The sequence below is a fragment of the Paenibacillus medicaginis genome (assembly GCF_042138635.1).
Taxonomy (GTDB): domain Bacteria; phylum Bacillota; class Bacilli; order Paenibacillales; family Paenibacillaceae; genus Paenibacillus; species Paenibacillus medicaginis.
This window is the reverse complement of sequence record NZ_JBHIRY010000015.1, coordinates 59,623-78,966: the sequence shown is the minus strand read 5'-3', so window position 1 is coordinate 78,966 and position 19,344 is coordinate 59,623. Positions and strand designations below refer to the sequence as shown.

Annotated in this window: 21 protein-coding genes; 14 read left to right on the top strand and 7 right to left on the bottom strand. The window is 50.8% G+C overall.

What is annotated here, in order from left to right; all coding sequences use genetic code 11:
• Positions 1-15 precede the first annotated feature (15 nt).
• Positions 16-927, bottom strand: coding sequence for a nucleoside hydrolase (locus ACE5LO_RS15885; RefSeq protein WP_375520990.1), 912 nt, complete (start codon positions 925-927; stop codon positions 16-18).
• 44 nt (positions 928-971) lie between these two features.
• A complete protein-coding gene (locus ACE5LO_RS15880) occupies positions 972-1,658 on the bottom strand; it encodes a Crp/Fnr family transcriptional regulator (protein WP_375520989.1) in 687 nt (228 codons plus the stop codon).
• Positions 1,659-1,996: 338 nt separating this feature from the next.
• Between ACE5LO_RS15880 and ACE5LO_RS15875 the strand changes: the two genes are divergently transcribed.
• The gene (locus tag ACE5LO_RS15875) at positions 1,997-2,422 is read left to right on the top strand and encodes a GNAT family N-acetyltransferase (RefSeq protein ID WP_375520988.1); all 426 of its coding nucleotides are present in this window, start codon (positions 1,997-1,999) and stop codon (positions 2,420-2,422) included.
• 145 nt (positions 2,423-2,567) lie between these two features.
• Complete coding sequence (locus tag ACE5LO_RS15870; RefSeq protein WP_375357693.1) at positions 2,568-2,663, top strand: putative holin-like toxin; 96 nt, start codon at positions 2,568-2,570, stop codon at positions 2,661-2,663.
• A 616-nt stretch (positions 2,664-3,279) separates the two neighbouring features.
• On the opposite strand, the gene ACE5LO_RS15865 is transcribed toward ACE5LO_RS15870, so the two are convergent.
• From ACE5LO_RS15865 to ACE5LO_RS15855, 3 genes are all read right to left on the bottom strand, one after another.
• On the bottom strand, positions 3,280-3,813 hold the full coding sequence (locus ACE5LO_RS15865; RefSeq protein WP_375520987.1) for a GNAT family N-acetyltransferase: 534 nt from the start codon (positions 3,811-3,813) through the stop codon (positions 3,280-3,282).
• A complete protein-coding gene (locus tag ACE5LO_RS15860; protein WP_375520986.1) occupies positions 3,791-3,967 on the bottom strand; it encodes a hypothetical protein in 177 nt (58 codons plus the stop codon). Before ACE5LO_RS15860 ends, ACE5LO_RS15865 begins: the two co-directional genes overlap by 23 nt.
• Positions 3,968-4,199: 232 nt before the next feature.
• Positions 4,200-4,487, bottom strand: coding sequence for a DUF6809 family protein (locus ACE5LO_RS15855; RefSeq protein WP_375520985.1), 288 nt, complete (start codon positions 4,485-4,487; stop codon positions 4,200-4,202).
• Between the two features lie 184 nt (positions 4,488-4,671).
• On the opposite strand from ACE5LO_RS15855, the gene ACE5LO_RS15850 reads away from it, so the two are divergent.
• Positions 4,672-4,908: a helix-turn-helix domain-containing protein gene (locus tag ACE5LO_RS15850; protein WP_375520984.1), complete on the top strand. Its 237-nt coding sequence runs from the start codon at positions 4,672-4,674 to the stop codon at positions 4,906-4,908.
• On the top strand, positions 4,905-6,107 hold the full coding sequence (locus ACE5LO_RS15845) for an alanyl-tRNA editing protein (protein WP_375520983.1): 1,203 nt from the start codon (positions 4,905-4,907) through the stop codon (positions 6,105-6,107). The genes ACE5LO_RS15850 and ACE5LO_RS15845 overlap by 4 nt, the downstream gene beginning before the upstream one ends.
• On the opposite strand, the gene ACE5LO_RS15840 is transcribed toward ACE5LO_RS15845, so the two are convergent.
• Complete coding sequence (locus tag ACE5LO_RS15840) at positions 6,067-7,314, bottom strand: MDR family MFS transporter (protein ID WP_375520982.1); 1,248 nt, start codon at positions 7,312-7,314, stop codon at positions 6,067-6,069. The two genes, ACE5LO_RS15845 and ACE5LO_RS15840, sit on opposite strands and share 41 nt — an antisense overlap.
• Before the next feature lie 129 nt (positions 7,315-7,443).
• Here ACE5LO_RS15840 and ACE5LO_RS15835 point away from each other — a divergent pair, with 129 nt between their 5' ends.
• From ACE5LO_RS15835 to ACE5LO_RS15820, 4 genes are all read left to right on the top strand, one after another.
• Positions 7,444-8,310, top strand: a complete 867-nt coding sequence (locus ACE5LO_RS15835) for an alpha/beta hydrolase (RefSeq protein ID WP_375520981.1) — start codon at positions 7,444-7,446, stop codon at positions 8,308-8,310.
• Between the two features lie 12 nt (positions 8,311-8,322).
• Positions 8,323-8,706 carry a VOC family protein gene (locus ACE5LO_RS15830; RefSeq protein WP_375520980.1) on the top strand — a complete coding sequence of 128 codons (384 nt, stop codon included), beginning with the start codon at positions 8,323-8,325 and terminating at the stop codon, positions 8,704-8,706.
• 144 nt (positions 8,707-8,850) lie between these two features.
• On the top strand, positions 8,851-9,174 hold the full coding sequence (locus tag ACE5LO_RS15825; RefSeq protein ID WP_375520979.1) for a hypothetical protein: 324 nt from the start codon (positions 8,851-8,853) through the stop codon (positions 9,172-9,174).
• Positions 9,175-9,531: 357 nt separating this feature from the next.
• Positions 9,532-10,701 carry an RNA-guided endonuclease InsQ/TnpB family protein gene (locus ACE5LO_RS15820; protein WP_375520978.1) on the top strand — a complete coding sequence of 390 codons (1,170 nt, stop codon included), beginning with the start codon at positions 9,532-9,534 and terminating at the stop codon, positions 10,699-10,701.
• 182 nt (positions 10,702-10,883) lie between these two features.
• Here ACE5LO_RS15820 and ACE5LO_RS15815 read toward each other — a convergent pair whose 3' ends face one another.
• Positions 10,884-12,122, bottom strand: coding sequence for an aminopeptidase (locus tag ACE5LO_RS15815; RefSeq protein WP_375520977.1), 1,239 nt, complete (start codon positions 12,120-12,122; stop codon positions 10,884-10,886).
• 160 nt (positions 12,123-12,282) lie between these two features.
• Between ACE5LO_RS15815 and ACE5LO_RS15810 the strand changes: the two genes are divergently transcribed.
• From ACE5LO_RS15810 to ACE5LO_RS15785, 6 genes are all read left to right on the top strand, one after another.
• A complete protein-coding gene (locus tag ACE5LO_RS15810) occupies positions 12,283-13,047 on the top strand; it encodes an AAA family ATPase (protein WP_375520976.1) in 765 nt (254 codons plus the stop codon).
• 170 nt (positions 13,048-13,217) lie between these two features.
• A complete protein-coding gene (locus ACE5LO_RS15805) occupies positions 13,218-14,402 on the top strand; it encodes an amidase (protein WP_375520975.1) in 1,185 nt (394 codons plus the stop codon).
• Complete coding sequence (gene ggt, locus ACE5LO_RS15800; RefSeq protein WP_375520974.1) at positions 14,399-15,982, top strand: gamma-glutamyltransferase; 1,584 nt, start codon at positions 14,399-14,401, stop codon at positions 15,980-15,982. Before ACE5LO_RS15805 ends, ggt begins: the two co-directional genes overlap by 4 nt.
• Positions 15,983-16,296: 314 nt before the next feature.
• Positions 16,297-17,337 (top strand): ABC transporter substrate-binding protein, encoded by a 1,041-nt coding sequence (locus ACE5LO_RS15795; RefSeq protein ID WP_375520973.1) that lies wholly within the window; start codon positions 16,297-16,299, stop codon positions 17,335-17,337.
• A 162-nt stretch (positions 17,338-17,499) separates the two neighbouring features.
• Entirely contained in the window at positions 17,500-18,387 is an 888-nt protein-coding gene (locus tag ACE5LO_RS15790) for an ABC transporter permease (RefSeq protein ID WP_375521047.1), read from the top strand.
• Positions 18,387-19,181 carry an ABC transporter ATP-binding protein gene (locus tag ACE5LO_RS15785; protein WP_375520972.1) on the top strand — a complete coding sequence of 265 codons (795 nt, stop codon included), beginning with the start codon at positions 18,387-18,389 and terminating at the stop codon, positions 19,179-19,181. The genes ACE5LO_RS15790 and ACE5LO_RS15785 overlap by 1 nt, the downstream gene beginning before the upstream one ends.
• Positions 19,182-19,344 lie beyond the last annotated feature (163 nt).

The window sequence follows — 19,344 nt, the reverse complement described above, 5'->3', positions numbered from 1 at the left end:
AAAGAGTATGCTTTTTTAAAGCAGGGGCGTATCTCGTGAAAATAATCTCTGGTTCAGCAGTTCAAAAAAACGCGCGGTATCCATCTCAAGCGCTGTTTCCACATTCCCGTCTGAATTTGCTTCTGCAATCGTTTGCCCGGAGAAATCTCCGCGTTCGTACAGAACCCGGATGTTCATCCGTTTGGTGCGGATTAATGTAGGGTCGAGCAGCACAGCGATGGCGAGCGGGTCACACATATACGAAAAATCCCGCTCCATATAGTCCATAAAGTCATGCATCATGCGCACAAGGGTTCCCGTAAGCGGAGTTCCGCTTGTCCCCATGCGGTCCGCTTCTGCCCTCGTAAATACTGCTTGCCGGGTCACGTCCAGGCCGAGCATCAGGATGGGCGCACCGCTTGAAAAAACCACCCCAGCCGCTTCCGGGTCGCACTGGATATTATGCTCGACAGGGGACAAATCGCTGCCGTTAGGAGCAAGACGGGTAACACCGCCCATCATGACAATCTGCTTTACGCGTTCGGCAATGCGGGGCTCGCGGATCATGGCCGTCGCGACATTTGTGTGCGGGCCGATCATGACAAGCGTAATTTCTCCGGGATGCTCCATCACCGTCTGTACGATAAAATCGACCGCATGCCGGTCAAGCTTGCTGCCGCTATCCTGCAGTTGCATGCCTTTTCCCTCGATTCCCGCTCTAAGCAGGGGACGATTGCGCAGGAGGGGCAGCTCGATACCGGGGTATACCGGGATATGCCCGGCTCCGCACAGGTTCAGCACTTTTTGCGCAATTAACGCGCGGGTCCGCACCTTTCCGTAGACGGTGGTGATGCCTTCAATACGGATCTCCGGTGAGTGAAGAGCCAGGGCGAGCGCCACCGCGTCGTCCGCGTTGGTTCCGATATCCGTATCCAAAATAATTCTCAACAATGGATTCCACTACTTTCTCTGTCTGATGCTTGTAAAAAGGTTCAATTCATGCCGCCGGAGCCAAATACCGCTTGTACATTGTGGAGCACGATATGTTTCCGGTCATAACTGATGATGCCTTGGGCTTTCCATTTGCTCAGCAATTCCGAAACGGTCTGCCGGCTGCAGCCGATCATGTTGGATATCTCTTCATGGTTCAGTACCAGGTCGATTCTGGAATCGCCAGCGCGGGCAGGTGTGCCCAATTGCTGGAGCAGCCAGGCGAGCCGCCACGGTACGGGCTTGGAAATCAGCAATTCAACCGTGCTTTGATGGTGAATGAGCCTGTCGGTCATCGTATACAGGATGTCACTCATGACCTCATGGTCGGAATGGATTTTTTCCTGAAGGATGGCCGCGTCAAGCACCCAAATTTGGCTGTCGTGCAAACACTGGGCGTAACAGGGATGATTCTGCCCCAGGATAATTTCCGCTAACCCGAAAGCGTCCCCGGTTTTTCGGATGAAAAAGGTCACATCCCGTCCTTCCTCGGTAAATTGGCATACCTTGAGCAGTCCGTTTTCGATGAAATAGGAGCCGACAGGAACGCTTCCTTTGGTAAAGACAAAAGAGCCTTTGGTGAATTTTCGTAGCGTTCCATATTTGCGATGCAGGGCATACACCGAATCGCCGGAGAGCCGTGGCGCTTTTGGCCCGGAAGAGACAGCTTGTATCGCTAACTCAAGCATTGCGGCATCCGCCCCCACTTCTGTCCACCAAGCCTTGCCTGGCTGCTTTCATCGACGAACCCAAGCCCAGTATAGGAGAAAAAACAATATGATTCTGTCGGGTACCCGACAGTAATAGGTGAAGCTGCAGCATGTTTTGTATGCCTCCCGCTCTTTTGAATTGGCACCCCTAAGTATGCGGGAAGACATTGAGGAACATGTTATGGGAACGTTAAGGTTTGTAAAGCCCAGATTTTGGAGGGGCGTTTGTAGACAGCCTGCCTTGTCCTCATATCTGGAACAAGAGCGGCGCTGCCATTATAATGAAGCGACAGGAATTGTGAAGGGCGGGAGCAGTGTTGGATATTCGCAGTATTGATAAAGAAAGCGCATGGCGTATCAGGCATGAGGTGATGTGGCCTGACAGGGAGCTTGCATATGTTCAACTGAAGGATGACGATATGGGGCGTCATTACGGGCTTTTTGTCGGGGAACGGCTGGTGTCGGTCGTAACTTTGTTTATTGACCAGGAGGAAGCTCAATTCCGCAAGTTTGCCACGCTGGAGACGGAGCAGGGCAAGGGATACGGCAGCAGGTTGCTGCGGCATGTGATGGAAGAGGCGAAGCAGGCGGGGGGAAAACGAATCTGGTGTAACGCCCGCAGAGAGAAGGCGGCATTTTACCGCAGGTTTGGATTGCAGGAAACAGGGAGGATGTTTGTAAAAGGCGGCAAGGAGTATGTCATTATGGAATATCCGATCATATTCCTCTACGGAACTTCTTGATTCTTGTTCTTTGATTTCGGATAGCCGAAATCACGGGCAGTAATTTGGTTCTAAATTGCTACCGCTCTTTTTTATTTTTATGGTATATTTATGTAACATGGTCGAAATCGGCTAATGGACGGTTGGCAATCATCTCCGAAAGGAGGTGGTGCTAGTGGTCGAAGTAAAAGATGTATTCCTAATCCTATTCGCGTTTGGGAGTTTCATTCTAGCGCTTCTGACCTACTTAAAGAAAAAGTAGACCGTCCTTGCACAGGGATAGCGGTCTACTTTTTCTGATCGTCACCTTGTCACAAGCCAACCGTCTTTTACGCGGTCAGATCATGTGTGGAGTCGAAGTGTACCAGCACTTCGGCTCTTTGTTTATACATTACCACAATAAGGGCAAAATATTCAAGGATGTGAATGATTGGGGGCTTAGTGCTCAAGACAAACAGATCGCCCATATATACTTTAAAGGGATTTTGTTTTTTTTAAAATCTATTATCTTGTTTCTTTAGTGGATCAATAAAAGCCTATGTTGGGGTAATACCAGCGTAGTTGTCACCAAGAGCAAATTAAATGATATAGATATAAAACTTATTAATTACATCCAGTTTGTTTTCGGATGTACGCCAAAGCATTATATGAATTAAGCCACTTATAAAACATTGTTTTTTGTAGGGTAGAGTATGGTGTATTTACTGCATCAGGAGGACTGAAATCTGAGTGAAATGTTGAACATATTTAAGGATTGGGCTATAGAAAATGATTGAGCTAACGGAGTAGTACGACAAGTTCTGCTATAAGGGGAGAAAGGGCTTTTTGTGTACTGATTGATTTGGAAAATTGATGTTTTGTGAAAAAATATATGTACTTTATTCGTCATCATAGTACTTATTAACCAAGTCTTCGTCATACAAGTCTGCTATCATAGTAACAATTTCACTGTTAGATTCTAAATCTTCCGGAAACAGGTAATCGAATTCAAAATGTTTCTTATACCAAGTCCACTTTTCTTTTAATGCATCTAGTATTATAAATCGTTCATTTAATTGAATAGCCATTTGAATAATTCTTTCAACTATAGCTTTTCCAATACCTTTTCCTTGATGCTCAGACTTAACCGCGAGACGAGCAATATCCAGTACTTGTTGATCCTCACTGGGGTCGAGTGCAGGCAATAAGTTTGAAAGCTTTATGTGTCTAAGAGTATAATAGCCAATTAATTCGTTGTTGTCGTATACTAAAGTAGTACTCGATTCTCTTTCAATATGGGAGGGGTAAGCCTCAGTTTCAAGAAAAAGATCCATAGAACCATTACCACAACGAAATTTTTTGAAATGTGGCAGATCTTCTATGGATATAATTTTGTGAATTAAATTGTGATCACTCTTTAGACAATCGTTCATAATACTCCTTAACTTTTTTTGTAGCATATTTTTTCATGAATTCTTCATTCTTCTTTTTTTTGGCTAAAAAGCGTTCTGCGTCTTTTCCTTGTAGAGTTGGTCTTTCACGTAAACTTACAACCATACGTTTGCCTCCTTTACTGTTCTTGTCCAAGCAAATCACCTCCACACATATATGGTAAAATTATATGTAACGGAGGTGACTTCAATACTTTAATATTACTTGTTAATGGCTATTATATAATCATCTGATACTTTTTAAGTTCAATATAAGTGTACCATGCTGTTAGGTGTCATGACTAGCCATCGCTAACAATTAAGTGCTATAAGGAGCCGAAAACGACAACAAATTTTAGGTTACTGAAAAGTGGTATGAATTTACATTTTTAAGTATGTGTATTTTGTAGTTCGCTAAAGAGCTGTAAAGCGTCTTTGAAACCTTGTATGTAGATACTGCTTTCTATGATGGATTGAAGAGAAATTTGAGCGTCTTCGTACAGAAATATCGTATGTTGAAGTTGATCGGGTAGAGCTTCGCGAAGCGATTTGAAATGCTCGTTTGTTTCAAAAGATAGTTGCTTATAATCTGTGTGATTTTTCAGAAGATCGCTATACAGTAATTCTAAACGTATTCGTATAAGTGGTTCTGCTAATGATTCCAATGTATTGACCATGGCTTTTTCCTCCTTCATAATAACTATATACAATTTAGGGTTATTATATAATCCTATGTAGTTATTATATAACTCCACGAAGTTAAAAGTAAAGTTATTTTTTTATTTTGTGGAGTTAATTATTTTCTTTCCGAAGACAAATACTAATCTTTGGAAGATGATATACAATTATGGAGGGGAAATAATGCCAGTAATTAAAAGTAATCTAAGACTACTCATGGCGGAACACCGAATAGATGATATCACAGAGTTGATGATGAAATCGGGCCTGAGTCGGAATTCAATCAATAAGCTGTACAGGGAAACGAACATCGAAACGGTAAAGCTGGAAACCCTGTTTAAGCTATGTGATACCTTTAATTGTGAATTATCTGATTTAATTGAATATATACCTGAACAAGTTGGAAAGGAAAACATATGACCAAAAAGCTGTATTACGAATCCGCATACATAACGGAATGGGAGAGCAGGATTACGCAGAAGCTTGAACGAGACGGGCGGAAGCTGGTTGTGCTGGAGGAAACGGCGTTTTATCCCGCTGGAGGTGGGCAGCCTTGCGACACAGGAGTCCTGAACGGTATTCCTGTGCTGGACGTGTTCAGCGAGGGAGACACGGTATTCCATGAAGTAGAGCGAATGCCAGAAGGGACGGACGCCGTGTGCAAGCTGGACTGGAGCCGCAGATGGGACCATATGCAGCACCACAGCGGCCAGCATTTGCTGTCGGCGGTCATTCTCAGGCTCCTTGGCGCACAGACGGCCAGCTTTCATCTCGGCCAGGAGGACTGTATGATCGATGTCGAACTGCCGGAGCTGAATCGGGCACAAATGGATGCGGTGGAGCAGGAAGTCAATGCGGAAATTTACCGCAACCGTGTCATCAGCAGCTACTTTGTGACAGAAGAGCAATTGCGGAACATCACACTGGTGAAACAGCCAAAGGTAACGGAAAATATCCGCATCGTCGAAATCGAAGGCATCGAATATAATGCCTGTGGTGGCACACATGTTAGCCGGACCGGTGAGCTGGGACTCATCAAGCTGCTGAAGACGGACAAGCAGAAGGGAAATACCCGAATCTATTTCAAATGCGGGGTTCGCGCGCTTCAGGACTACACTGAAAGTCTGCGTATCCTTGAAGTTGTAGCAGGTAAATTTAACACAGGCAGACACGATATTGCCGACAGATTTGAAAAATGGGAGCAGGAGCAGGCCAGGCTGCGAACCCGTGTGGATGAGCTGCAGCAGCGGCTCGATGAGTATGAAATGAAAGAACTGCTTGCAGTGGCAGAAGGACCTGTCTTGGTGCATATATTTGTGGACAAGCCCGCCAAGGAGCTGCAGCCTTTTGCCGCCAAGCTGACCAGCGGCCGGGATATCCTCGTTCTGCTGGCAACAGAAGCGGACAACAAGCTTATGCTGGCCCATAACGGCACGCTGGAAGTGGCCTGCGCCGCCTTTTTCAAGCAGCATTTGGGCAGCTTCGGCGGCAAAGGCGGAGGCAATAACCAATCGGCGCAGGCCGGGTTTGCGTCTGCGGAGGATATGCTGCGTTTTATCGATTTTGCACGCAAGGAGCTTAATCACGCTGCTGCTCCGGATGCTCCACATACATTCTGAACAATTGAATATATAATGTGGCACTGATGAGTGCAAACAACAATATGAGGCTGAGTACGCCCATTGGCGGCACCCAGGTGGACAGGAACACGGTGACCGGCGCCAAAAACCTCCCGATGGTGGCCTGCAGGCTGTCGGCTGCCATATACTGACCTCTTGCGTGCTCCGGGGCATAACGGCTGATAAAGCTTTGTGTCACCGGAGAGCGCACCATTTCCCCGAAAGTAAAGATCACCGTAACGAAAAATAGGTACCATATATTGCTGCCCAAACCGAGAGCAAAGGTGCCCACCCCCGACAGCAGTGAAGACAGAATAAATACGTTTCGCTCCTTCCAGCTGCCGAGCCACTTGGTAACCGGAAGGATAAAGAGAACAAATAGCAGGCCGTTGAAGCCGAGCACCCAGCCAAAGATATCCTTGCCTGTCAATACAGGCGAACCTGCAATCCACGGGAAAAAGGGCTGAGCGGGAACCTCATTGATAATATAAATCGGCAAATAGAGATCCAACTGCAGGATCGACACCATTGCACAGATGCCTGCCAGCGTATACACCAGGAACACCTTATCCCGAAAAATAATGCCATAGCTCTGCCACTGCTTTTTGAACACACTGGAGATTGAAGCTTCCGCTTTATTCCCGGATGGCGGCGATGTTTCATGAACCATGAAATAAATGCCGATCAAATACAACAGAAGGACGAACGCGCATGTCCACAGCAGCTCCTGCCGGTAATGGAAGAAGAAAACGGCTCCCAATGCGGGACCGAGCACGGCGCCAAGGTTATTGGCGGTCGTAAACGTGGCGAATACCTCACGGCGGTGCTCTGCCGGAACGAGGTCGGCCACCATGGCGGCGCTTGCAGGCCTGTAGATGGCGACTCCCAGCCCAATGCCAATAAAGGCGACATAATCGATCCAATGGGATGGCGACATGGCAAAGCATGCGAACATCACCATCTGGAGCGATGCGCCAAGAAGCATGATTGGACGCCGTCCTGCCCGGTCCGCCAGGGCTCCCCCGAGCAGCGCGCCGATGATGCTGAAGATTGGAGGGATGGTCATTAGAATGGCGGCGATATCATTGCCTAAAGCCTGACCAAAATAGACGGTTATAAACGGAAAGTACATCCAAAACAGCATGTTGAACAAGGCTTCCCCGATTAACCGGACTTTTAAGTTGTTATTCCATACACGAATCTGCACAATATCCTCCTCAATCCTGCCTGCTACGTAAAGTATCCAAGCCAAGTAAATCAAACTATAGAACATTTCCCGGGAAAAATATAGACTATAGATATACCTGAAAGCGAATACAGGAAGGAGCAAATTCTTATGATCACGGAAAAAATAAAGCTGAGCGAAGAAAATGAAGGCGTTTACCTGCAAACTTATCTCCTGCATAACTCCGGGCAGTTCGGTACAGACCGGCGGCGCCCTGCAGTTATTGTCTGCCCTGGCGGCGGGTACAACCATACCTCCGACCGGGAGGCCGAGCCTGTTGCTCTGCGTTTTCTCGCCCAGGGCTTTCATACCTTTGTGCTGAGATATTCGGTCAGGGAGTCCGCGCGGTTTCCACAGCCGTTTTTGGACGTGGCGCGGGCAATTTCGCTCGTGAGGGACAGAGCGGAGGAATGGCTGGTGAATGCGGATCGGGTCGCGGTATGCGGATTTTCGGCTGGCGGCCATGTGGCAGCGGCTTCTGGTGTTTTCTGGAACAAGCCCTTTATCTACGAGACGCTGCAGGAAGAGCCGATGAAGCTCAAGCCGAATGCGCTGGTCCTTGCGTATCCGGTCATTCATTTTAACGATTGGCCACGAAGTACCGCTTCGACGGTAGAGGAGGGACCGACTGAAGCAGAGCGGACCTTTGCGCTTACTTTCGGCACGCCGCATCCCGGACAGGGGCTAAAAGACCAGTACGGGCTCCATCTGCATGTAGATGCGTCGGTGCCCCCGTCCTTCCTGTGGCATACGGCGGACGATCCGGTCGTAAGCGTACGGAATTCACTGGATTTCGCCTCGGCGCTGACAGAGCATCAGGTTCCTTATGAGCTGCATGTTTTTCCGCAGGGAGTGCACGGCTTGTCACTGGCCGATGAGACGACTGCCACAGGACCCCAACATGTGAATGAACGCTGTCAGATATGGATCGATCTTGCAACCACCTGGCTTAAGGACTTGAACAGCCAGAAAAACTAAGGAGAACTCAAAATGGAAAATCTATTATTAATGTCTCACTGTGTCTTTCCTACACCTGATATAATAAGAACTTCAAACTTTTACGAACAAAAAATGGGATTTAAAGCAGAACGGTATTTGGGTTCTGATGAACCTCACATTTGCTTGTATCGTGATACAACAGAAATCATTTTAACAAAGACAAACGGTCAAAAAGTAATACCCAATAGAGATTTATATGGGTACGGGTATGATGCTTACTTTATAACAAAAAATCATGAGAAACTTCAGGAGGAGTTTATGGGTTCGAAAGTAAAAATAGTCAGACCTTTAGAAAATACTGATTATAATAATAAAGAGTTCGTAATTGAAGATATTGACGGAAGATGGATCGGATTCGGGATAAAAATAGGTTAAACATGTTGTACTGTTCTTTATCAAAAAACAAGCTATATTTCTTTATGATTAAACTAACACTTGTACCCTGGTGCATGTTTTCGTCCCCGAACCGCATACAGTAGTAGTAAAACTACACCGCACATACGGCTGAGGGAGGGAGTCATGAAGGTCCTTATTCTTGTAAGGGAAGAACGGGAAGCTGGAGGCAGCGGAGTGTCCGAAGCGGAACGGTGTCTCTCCTATGCTGAAGCACAGCAATGGGTTCAAGCGGGCGTGCATGAGCTGGACCGGCAGGAGGGCGGGATGTGGGAGCCGCTGGGCAGACAGCTTGCGGAAACGGGAGCTGCTGCCCTGCTAACGGCTGACCTTTCGCGGGTGACGGATAATATGCACGAGTTCATACGTTTTCTGAAAATGCTGCAGCAGCATCACGCCAAGCTGTATACGGTCAAGGATGGAGAGGTGGTCGATTTTTCGGCCGTTTAACATGTTTCCGTGGGAAGTCCCCTTCCTCTGAGCCTATACTTCCGAAGCGAGTTTTGTTCGAAGCTTATTCAGGAAGTAGCGCTCACAAAACTTTGAGTAGGGGATGAATCTCGGTTAGGCGAAGCCTAAATGCACTTGTCTATTGTATAAGGCTCGTGCTTTCTAGTCGAGTATTTGTGTGGTATGATGGGAATATACGTTCTCGTCAAGGCGGTAACCCTCCGCCCCGATGTAAAAAAAGAAACTGTGGAAAGAACATTTCTGGTTGTAAAGTTACTGTCTGATTACCGTGGGCGGCGCCCCTCAGGAAGTATGGAAAACCTATATTGAGCATCCAGGGAAGGAGGTGAAAACGGAGTGATTCGCTGTGTCAAAACCGCATTCCGAACTTCCAAATCCGATCTGGACCGACTTTTCGCGTGCAACAGGGTTTCAGCCGAAATCTGGAATGAGTGTCTGTCCATCGCCAAGCACTATTCTCTACAACACGATGGAAAATGGATTGGACAAACCAAACTTCAAGCCGCTATAAAAAATCAGTTCCCCCTGCATTCACAATCTGTACAGGCTGTTTGTCATAAATATTTGTTTGCCCGAGAGAGCACAAGGCAAGCGAAAAGGCAAGGACTAAAGACCAAATACCCCTACAAAAAGAAGAAGGTTTTCAACACGAAATGGGTAGACCAATCGTTCAAAATCGAGGGCAACAGCATCCAATTAAGCTTAGGCATTCAGAACGGCAAGCGCCAGCAACCGATTCAGATCGTCGTGGCTGACTTGCCTGATGCCGAGATCAAAGAAATCGAACTGGTGTACGATCGAAAACTGATGGTTTCTCTTTGCTATGAGGATGGGGAAGTGGCCAAAGTCAACGAGGGCAGCGAAATTGTAGGTGTGGATTTGGGAGAAATCCACTCGATTGCGGCGACAACTACCGCAAATCAGTCGATTATCATCACGGGAAGAAAAGCCAGAAGCATTCATCGGCTTCGCAACAAGAAACTTGCCGAAATCCAGAAGCGGATGAGCAAATGCCAGAAAGGCAGCCGGCAATGGAAAAAGTACAAGAAAGCCAAAATGTACATCCTTGGCAAAAGCGAACGCCAGCTCCAGGATGTCATTCATAAAACAACCCGGCAATTTGTGCAGTGGTGTACGGAAAATGACGTCAAGGAAGTCGTTATAGGCCAAGTGGAGGGCGTGCAGCGTCATACGAAAAAGAAGAGAAGCAAGACCGTCACGCAAAAGTTATCCAATTGGAGCTTCGGCAAGATCCGGAAACAACTCGAATACAAGTTAGAAGCCCATGGAACAAGCGTGAAACAGGTGGATGAAAGCTACACAAGTCAACAATGTCCTTGTTGCGGTAGAAGAAAAAAGACTTCTACAAGAAACTATACCTGTTCCTGCGGCTATGAAGAACATCGGGACGTTCATGGAAGCAAAGGAATATTATCCAAATATCTGCATGGAGAAATCCGATATTTGGGTGAAACGAAATCGATCAAGTATCTACGGATCGCTTAGATGAGCGAGAAGTAGTAGACGGTGAGTTCCCACCCACTTGCAAAAGTGTTGCTTACTGAACCACCCCGTTAGATTTCCGCTGCCGGCAGCGAAAGCAAATGGCCAACCTATTTGTTTGCAGAAAGTAACGGTGTGGCTGGTAAGAAGCCCCTACTTCTAAGTGAAGCGTAAGCAGGGGAGGTTCATTCTTCATTGAGCGCCCAGCCGCCGTTGCGGAAAATCGGCTCTATCCGTCCATCCTGTGTCTCTCCGTCGATGTCCATGGACGCGGACCCGATCATGAAATCGACATGGATGAGGCTTTGGTTGATTCCCGCCGCCGCCAGCTGTTCGTTGGAAAGCAGTCGTCCGTACTCCAGGGAGGAAGTAAAACCGCGGCCAAGCGCCAGATGGCAGGACGCATTTTCATCGAACAAGGTATTATAAAAGATCAGATCTTCGCTGGAAATGGGCGAGCTATGCGGAACAAGCGCAATTTCTCCCAGATAACGCGCTCCTTCATCCATGTCAAGCATGTTTTTCAATGCTTCATAACCTTCCTCTGCCTCAAAATCCACTACCCTGCCTTGCTCGAAGCGGAGTGTAAAGTTATTGATCAGGCTGCCGCGGTAGCTCAATGGCTTGGTGCTGCGAACGACACCGTTCGTCCCTGCTTGATGCGGCGTAACAAAGACCTCCTCGGTTGGCACATTGGGATTGAAAGCATGCCCTTGCTCGTTATCCGCCGCTCCGCCACGCCAGATGTGGGAGCCCGGCAGCTCAACCGTCAGTTCGGTGCCGGGAGCACGGTAATGCAGCCTGCTGTACTGCTTGGCGGTTAGCTGTTCTCTCTGCTTGCGCAGGGATTCATTATGATGGTGCCAAGCCTGTACCGGATCCGGGCGGTCAATCCGTACGGCGCGGAATATCGCCTGCCAAAGGGAGTTCACGGCGTCTTCCGGTTCCAGTTCCGGATAAACCTTGCGTGCCCATGCGAGTGAAGGGACGGCAATAATGGACCAGGTCATTTTGTAGGAGACCTCATAATCCTCCCACTTCTTCAAGGCTTCACCCGCAGCCTTTGAACGAAGGGCGATGCGCCGTGGATCAACGGAACACAGCAGCTCCGGATCGCTGGATTGGATGAACAGAAAGGCCCCGTTTTTCTCCGCAATCTCTTCATAAGCCTGTGCCTTCCAGCGCGGGAATTTCCCCAGTCCCTCTTCAGGGGCCAGCTCGTACATCAGCTTGGTGCTCGTCTCGTCAACCCACTCGATATGCACCTGGGAAGCCCCCTTCCCGTAAGCCTTGCGGCTAATGAGCCGGACGAGCTCCGGCGAATGGATGGGCGCCTGAATCCACAGCTCCTGCCCAGGCTGCAGGTTTACCGCAACTTGCACGGTCAATTCCGCGTATTTCTCCAGACTGTGATCAAAATCCATATCCATCATCTCCTTGTAGCCGGTCGAACCGGTTAGTTTGAAGTCCTAGCTGTAAGCGTTTAAAATTATTGTATAATCTATACATTATCATAGTGGAACGGAAAAATAGAATTAGCAATTAGAGATTGGCAGAATTAAACCCGTTAGGAGTGATGAGTTAGTGTATGAGCAGGGGCGGGAGCCTTTTCTGAGAAAAATCGGGCTGGATAGAAGCCGTGTTCCGTCTTTTGCAGAGTATCCGTTTCATCTTGGGCCGATTCGGAATCTGAAAGAGCTGCCATTTGACCCCGGTGTCACTTATATCGTAGGCGAGAACGGAATGGGGAAATCCACCCTGCTGGAAGCCATTGCTGTTGCGTGGGGGTTCAATGCGGAGGGAGGAACGAAAAACTTTTCGTTCTCAACTCAGGCCACACATTCAGAGCTGCATGAGTATATACGGCTGGTACGCGGGACGCGCAGAGTGCGCGACGGCTTCTTTTTCCGGGCGGAGAGTTATTATAATGTGGCGACGAACATTGACGAGATGGACAGAGAACTGGGCTTCGGACCGCCTATTAAAGCCTCGTACGGAGGGAAATCGCTGCATGAACAGTCACATGGGGAGTCTTTTTTCGCGGCCTTCATGAATCGCTTCGGCGGTAACGGCCTATACATCCTGGATGAGCCGGAGGCCGCGTTATCCCCGCTAAGGCAGATGGCCATGCTGGCACGCATTCATGAGCTGGTCAGGCAGAATTCCCAGTTTATCATTTCCACACATTCGCCGATTCTGATGGCCTACCCGGGGGCCTGTATTTATAATTTGCATCCGGACGGCATCGAAATCAAGGCGCTGGAGGAAACGGATCACTATATCATTATGAAAGAGTTTCTGAACAATAAGGAGAAAATGATTAGAGAGCTGTTTGGAGAAGATGAGTGAGTCGCAGCCTTTGCTTTAAATTACAGCAGCAGAATTTCTGTTTGGGTAACAACCTGACGTCCCGGAATTAGTACGACATCCAAAAATTGATGCATATGATGTACACCAGCAAATTCAGGCATTATGATTGGACAAAATCCTGGAGAAGGAGCGAAAGGATGAAGGGTCCAATGAAAGATCAATGGAATGCCGTCGTCAGTCCCGTGATAGTAGAGCCTGCAGGACAGGGAACGCTCAGCGGAAGCAGCTTTATGGTCAAGGACGTGTTTGCAGTACGCGGCTGCACGAACGGTGCGGGCAATCCGCGCTGGCTGGAGACGCACGGTCCGGCTGAGACGCACGCGGAAGCGGTGAGCCTGCTGCTGCAGGCGGGGGCACGGCTGACAGGCACGACGCATACGGATGAGCTGATGTTCAGCCTGAACGGGGAGAATGTCCACTACGGGACTCCAGTGAACCCCAAGGCTCCCGGCTGCATCCCCGGCGGGTCCTCTAGCGGTTCGGCGGTCGCCGTTGCCGCCGGGCTTGCCGACTTTACGCTGGGGACGGATACCGGGGGATCGGTGCGTGTCCCGGCTTCCTACTGCGGCGTATATGGAATGCGCCCGACGCACGGGAGCGTGACCGTGGCGGGGGTGGTCCCGCTTGCCGTCAGCTTTGATACCGTTGGCTGGATGACGCGTAATCCCGAGATGTTGCGGAGCGTGGGAGATGTGCTGCTGCCGTCGTCCACACCAGGGGCTTCCGGCTTTCGCAGGGTCATGACTGCCGAAGACGCCTGGGAACTGTCGGACCGGGAAAGCGCAGAGGCGCTTGCTCCGTATCTGAACTTGCTGCTTGGCTCAGGCGGAAATCATGAGTCTGTGCAGCTGGCGCCGGAGGGGCTGTCTGAATGGATGACCCTGTTCAGAACGATTCAGGGTTATGAGATTTGGCAGGAGCATGGTGCCTGGATTGAGCGTGAGCAGCCTGTATTCGGGCCGGATATCGCCCAGCGCTTCTCATGGGCCGGTACGATTGAGCGGGCGGACTTTGAGAAGGCAGAAGGACGTCGCCAGCAGGTGCGGCAAGCGCTGGTTGACCTGCTGCGGGAGGATGGTGTGCTGGTCATTCCGACCACCACCGGAGCGGCGCCGGCGCTTGGACAGCAGGGGCCGCAGCTGGAGGAGCGCAGATCCAGAACGATGCAGCTGACCTCTATTGCCGGTCTGGCGGGGCTGCCGCAGATCACGATTCCCGCCGCCGAGGCGGAGGGCTGTCCTGTCGGTATCTCCGTCATCGCGGGCCCGGGACAGGACCGCCGCCTGCTGGATTGGGTCGCCGCGCTGGTTCCGGAGGTAAGGGGGAACCTATGAGCATGACACCGGTCACAGGCACACAGACGATGGTCGTCAGTCCTCATTATCTGGCAAGCGCGGCCGGATCGCGCATTCTGCAGCAGGGCGGCAATGCTTTTGACGCGGCGGTGGCGGTGAGCGCCTGTCTTGCCGTTGTCTATCCCCATATGACAGGATTGGGCGGTGATGCCTTCTGGCTGACTTACAGCAGTCGGGAGGGAAAGGTCAGGGCCTATAACGCAAGCGGCCGTTCGGGTGGCCGGGTCACCGCTACGTGTTTTACAGGCGAAGCCGCCATCCCGCAGCGGGGTCCCCGCAGCGTCATCACTGTGCCGGGCATGGTGGACGGCTGGGATGCTGTCCTGCGGGCATACGGTTCAATGACGCTGGCGGGGGTGCTTGAGCCGGCAATCCGCTATGCGCTGGAGGGCTTCCCGCTGTCGCCGGACCAGCATGTGACTACCGCCGAGCGGTTTGATGTCCTGGCGGCTTATTCACAGACGGCCGCCATTTACCTGCCCGGAGGCAAGGTCCCGCAGCAGGGAAGCCGCTTTATCCAATCCGCGTTGGGAAGAAGCCTGCAGCAGGTCGCAGGTGAGGGCCGGGACGCATTTTATACAGGCGGTATTGGCCAGGAGATTGTGCGTTCACTGGCGGAACAGGGTGGTCTGCTGAGACTGGAGGATTTTGCGCGGCATACGGGGGAATGGGTGGAGCCGCTTAAAGGCAGTTACCGTGGCCTCGACCTGTACCAGGTGCCGCCCAATTCGCAGGGCTTTGCCGGTATTATGGCGCTTCATATTCTCGAACAGTTTGATTTGCGCAGCATCGAGCATGGCTCGTATGAATACTATCATCTGCTTGTGGAGGCGCTGAAGCTGAGCTTCCGTGACCGCAACCATTATTTGACAGACCCGTGCTTTTCCTCCATCCCGCTGGAGCATCTGTTGTCCAAGTCGTACGCCACGCAACTGGCGGCTTGTATCGATATGGAACGGTCGCTGCCGATGGATACGGAGCCGGTAGGCAATGATACGGCATACGCGGCGGTGGTGGACGCAGAGGGCAATGCCGTCTCTTTTATCCAGAGCTTGTATTTTGAATTCGGCTCGGCCGTGATTGGGGGAGATACCGGCATTCTGCTGCAGAACCGGGGCTCATTCTTTTCCCTTGATCCGTCGCATGTGAACAGGCTGGAGCCTGACAAGCGGACGTTTCATACGCTGATGCCGGCCATGGCCTGCCGGAACGGGAAGCCATATATTTTGTACGGCACCCAGGGAGGAGAGGGCCAGCCCCAGACGCAAACCGCATTGCTCACACGTATGGTCGATTACGGCATGGACCCGCAGACCGCCGTACATGCACCACGCTGGGTGTGGGGCAGAACGTGGGGGGATGACACGCAGGAGCTGCGACTGGAGGGGCGGATCGCCGAGGAAGTGCGGCGACGCTTGCAGCAGGCCGGGCATGTGGTGAACACCGTGCAGGATTTTGCCGGAGTCGTGGGACATGCACATGCGATTATGATCGACGACAACGGCTTCCGCATCGGCGGTACAGACCCCCGTTGTGATGGAGCGGCCATCGGCTGGTAATGGACAGGTACGGGGCATTGATTTGAAAAGCGCATATTTAGAAACGCCCTGATTGCTAAGGAAGCTGTTTTCTTTCCTGGATCAGGGCTTTTTTGCTTTATTACCAATTGACGAGTGTGACATTACCGCTTAATATTAAAAAATCAACGCCTGTATATGTTGTCGGCAGACCCGGCAGCATTTTTGCTTAAATTGTCGCTTTGTCTGATAAAAGCAACGATGCGTAGAAGCGTCGAATCAATCATGCTTAATAATGCAGCAAGATGAACATTTTCTTATAACTATTGGTTAATTAAAGAGAGGGGTTTGGTAATATGAAAAAGGTATGGATGTCCCTGACGCTGGCAGGCCTTCTGCTGACTGCAGCAGGCTGTGGCGGCAACGGCAGCGGCGGAGAACAGGCTGGGGGAACGGAGCAAAGCGGCGGCAGCGCAGCAGGAAAAGCATATACGGTTGCTATTTCGCAAATTGTAGAGCACCCGTCTCTGGACGAAACCCGCAGAGGCTTCCTGGCCGGCCTTAAGGACGCCGGTATTGAAGAAGGTAAGAACCTGACAGTGGATTATAACAATGCGCAAGGGGATGCTACGACGAACCTGTCAATCGCGCAGAAGATCGCGGATAGCGACAGCGATCTCGCGCTCGCCATTGCAACACCGCCTGCACAGGCGCTCGTACAGCAGGTTCAGGACAAGCCGGTGTTGTTCGCGGCCGTTACCGATCCGCTTGGCGCCAAAATCGTAGGTGACCTGGAGAAGCCGGGCGCTAACGTTACAGGAGCTTCGGATACGAATCCGGAGGCGGTTGTGCAACTGATGGATTTCGTCGCTTCGGAGCTGCCTGACGTCAAAACTGTCGGCCTCATCCTTAACGAAGGGGAGCCGAACGCGGTTGTGATGGCGGAAAATGCGGAGAAGGCTTTGGCGTCTCATGGCATCAAGCTGGTCAAAGCGTCTGTGACCAATACCTCCGAGGTGAAGCAGGCTGCGGATTCGCTCGTCGGCAAGGCTGATGCGTTCTTCATCACGCTGGACAACACGGTGGTCAGCGCCGTAGATACGATTATTCAGGTGGCCAATGACAACGACATTCCTTTCTTCTCCAGCGACCGTGATACGGTTGAGAAGGGGGCCATGGCAACCGTTGGCTTCAAATACTATGATCACGGGTATCAGGTAGGCCAAATGGCGGCCCAAATTTTGAAGGATGGGGCCAACCCTGGGGATATGCCTGTTTCCTTCCCTGATAAGCTCGACCTGATCCTGAACGTGAAAGCGGCGAAAGAGCAGGGGGTTGAAGTGACGGATTCTATGAAGTCCAAGGTGCAGGACCCGGACAACAATATTATTGAATAATTAAAAATAGCAGGTCACGGCCTTTCATGCGGGCCATATAGAAAGTGAGTAACGAAATTGAGGGCGGCTCCTAGAGATCGCCCTATCTTTTTTTGTACAAGGAGGATTTCCATTGTGAGTGGTGTATTTGGGGCGATAGAGCTAGGGCTGCTGTACGCGCTGATGGCGCTCGGCGTTTATATTACGTTCCGCATTCTAGATTTTCCTGATTTGACGGTGGACGGGAGCTTTACTACCGGAGCCGCTATCGCAGCGGTCATGATATCAAACGGTTCCTCGCCATGGGTCGCTTGTCTGGCGGCGTTTGCGGGTGGTCTTGTGGCGGGGGCATGTACAGGACTATTACACACCAAAGGAAAAATTAACGGACTGCTTTCCGGGATTCTGATGATGATTGCACTCTATTCCATCAACCTGCGCATTCTCGGCGGCAAGCCGAATATTTCGCTGCTTGGCACGGATACAGTATTCTCCGGTCTGCCCAGAAAGGTATGGGAAATTTCGTCGATTACGTTTGTTATGCTGGTTATTGTGATTATTGTTAAGATATTGCTGGACTTGTTTATGAAAACAGACCTCGGTCTGGCGCTGCGCGCAACCGGCGATAACAAACGTATGATTCGCAGCTTTGGCGCAAACACGGATACGACCACGATTGTTGGTGTCAGCCTGTCCAACGGGCTGGTGGCGCTGTCGGGTGCGTTTATCGCCCAACAGGCGGGTTTTGCCGATATTACAATGGGCATCGGCATGATCGTGATTGGTCTGGCCTCAGTGATTATCGGGGAAGCCATCTTTGGCGCTCGTACGGTGTTCCGTGCAACGCTGGCAGTTATTCTCGGCTCGATCGTCTACCGGATCGTTGTAACCTTTGCCCTGCGCATCGACTGGTTCGAAACGTCCGACCTGAAGCTGATTACGGCCATTATCGTCATTATCGCGCTTGTTTTCCCGACGGTGCGGCGGGTGCTGAAGCAGAAAAGCATGGCGAAGAAGCGCTCGGCGGAGCTGCTGGGCGCGGCAAATCATAACACGGGAGGCGGACGCTGATGCTGGATATTATGAATGTGTCAAAGCTGTTCAATCCCGGAACAGTGGATGAGAAGATCGCCCTCATCGGTGCCAATCTGCAATTGAAACCCGGAGATTTCGTGACGGTCATCGGCAGCAACGGAGCTGGCAAGTCCACGCTGATGAACATTATTTCGGGTGTAATGAAGCCGGATACCGGCGAGGTCCGCATTGACGGTCAAAATATCAGCCAGCTGCCGGAATTCAAGCGCAGCCGCTGGATCGGACGGGTGTTCCAGGACCCGATGGCTGGCACCGCGCCGACGATGTCCATTCAAGAAAACCTGGCGATGGCTTATATGCGCGGCAAATCACGCGGCTTCGGTTTCGGCATTACCGCCCCTAAGCGCAAGCTGTTCAAGGAGCAGCTGCAGCGTCTTGGTATCGGTCTGGAGAATCGGCTCGGCGCCAAGGTAGGGCTGCTCTCGGGTGGCGAGCGACAGGCGCTTAGCTTGCTGATGGCCACGTTTACACGGCCGCAGATTTTGCTGCTGGACGAGCACACGGCTGCGCTGGATCCGGCCCGCGCGGAACTGATCACCACGCTGACGGAAAGTATTGTGCGCGAGATGGAACTGACAACCCTGATGGTCACACATAACATGGAGCAGGCTATTCGCCTCGGCAACCGGCTGATCATGATGGACAAGGGGCGCATTATCCTCGATGTGAACGAGCAGCAGAAAAAGGAGCTGACCGTGGAGCGGCTGCTCGGCGAGTTTGAGCGCATCAGCGGCGAGAAGCTGGCCGATGACCGGATCGTATTGGGATAAGGGAATGGAAAGTAAAAAAGAGGATGAACCATGGGGGGTTACCCTGCTGTTTCATCCTCTTTCTTTTAGAGGTAGTTCAAAAAGTCATCTTTTGATCACGAAGGAAGTCAGGAAGCGGACTCGACATCGAATCTTGAATTCAGCCGGGCCTTCCGGTGCTCAC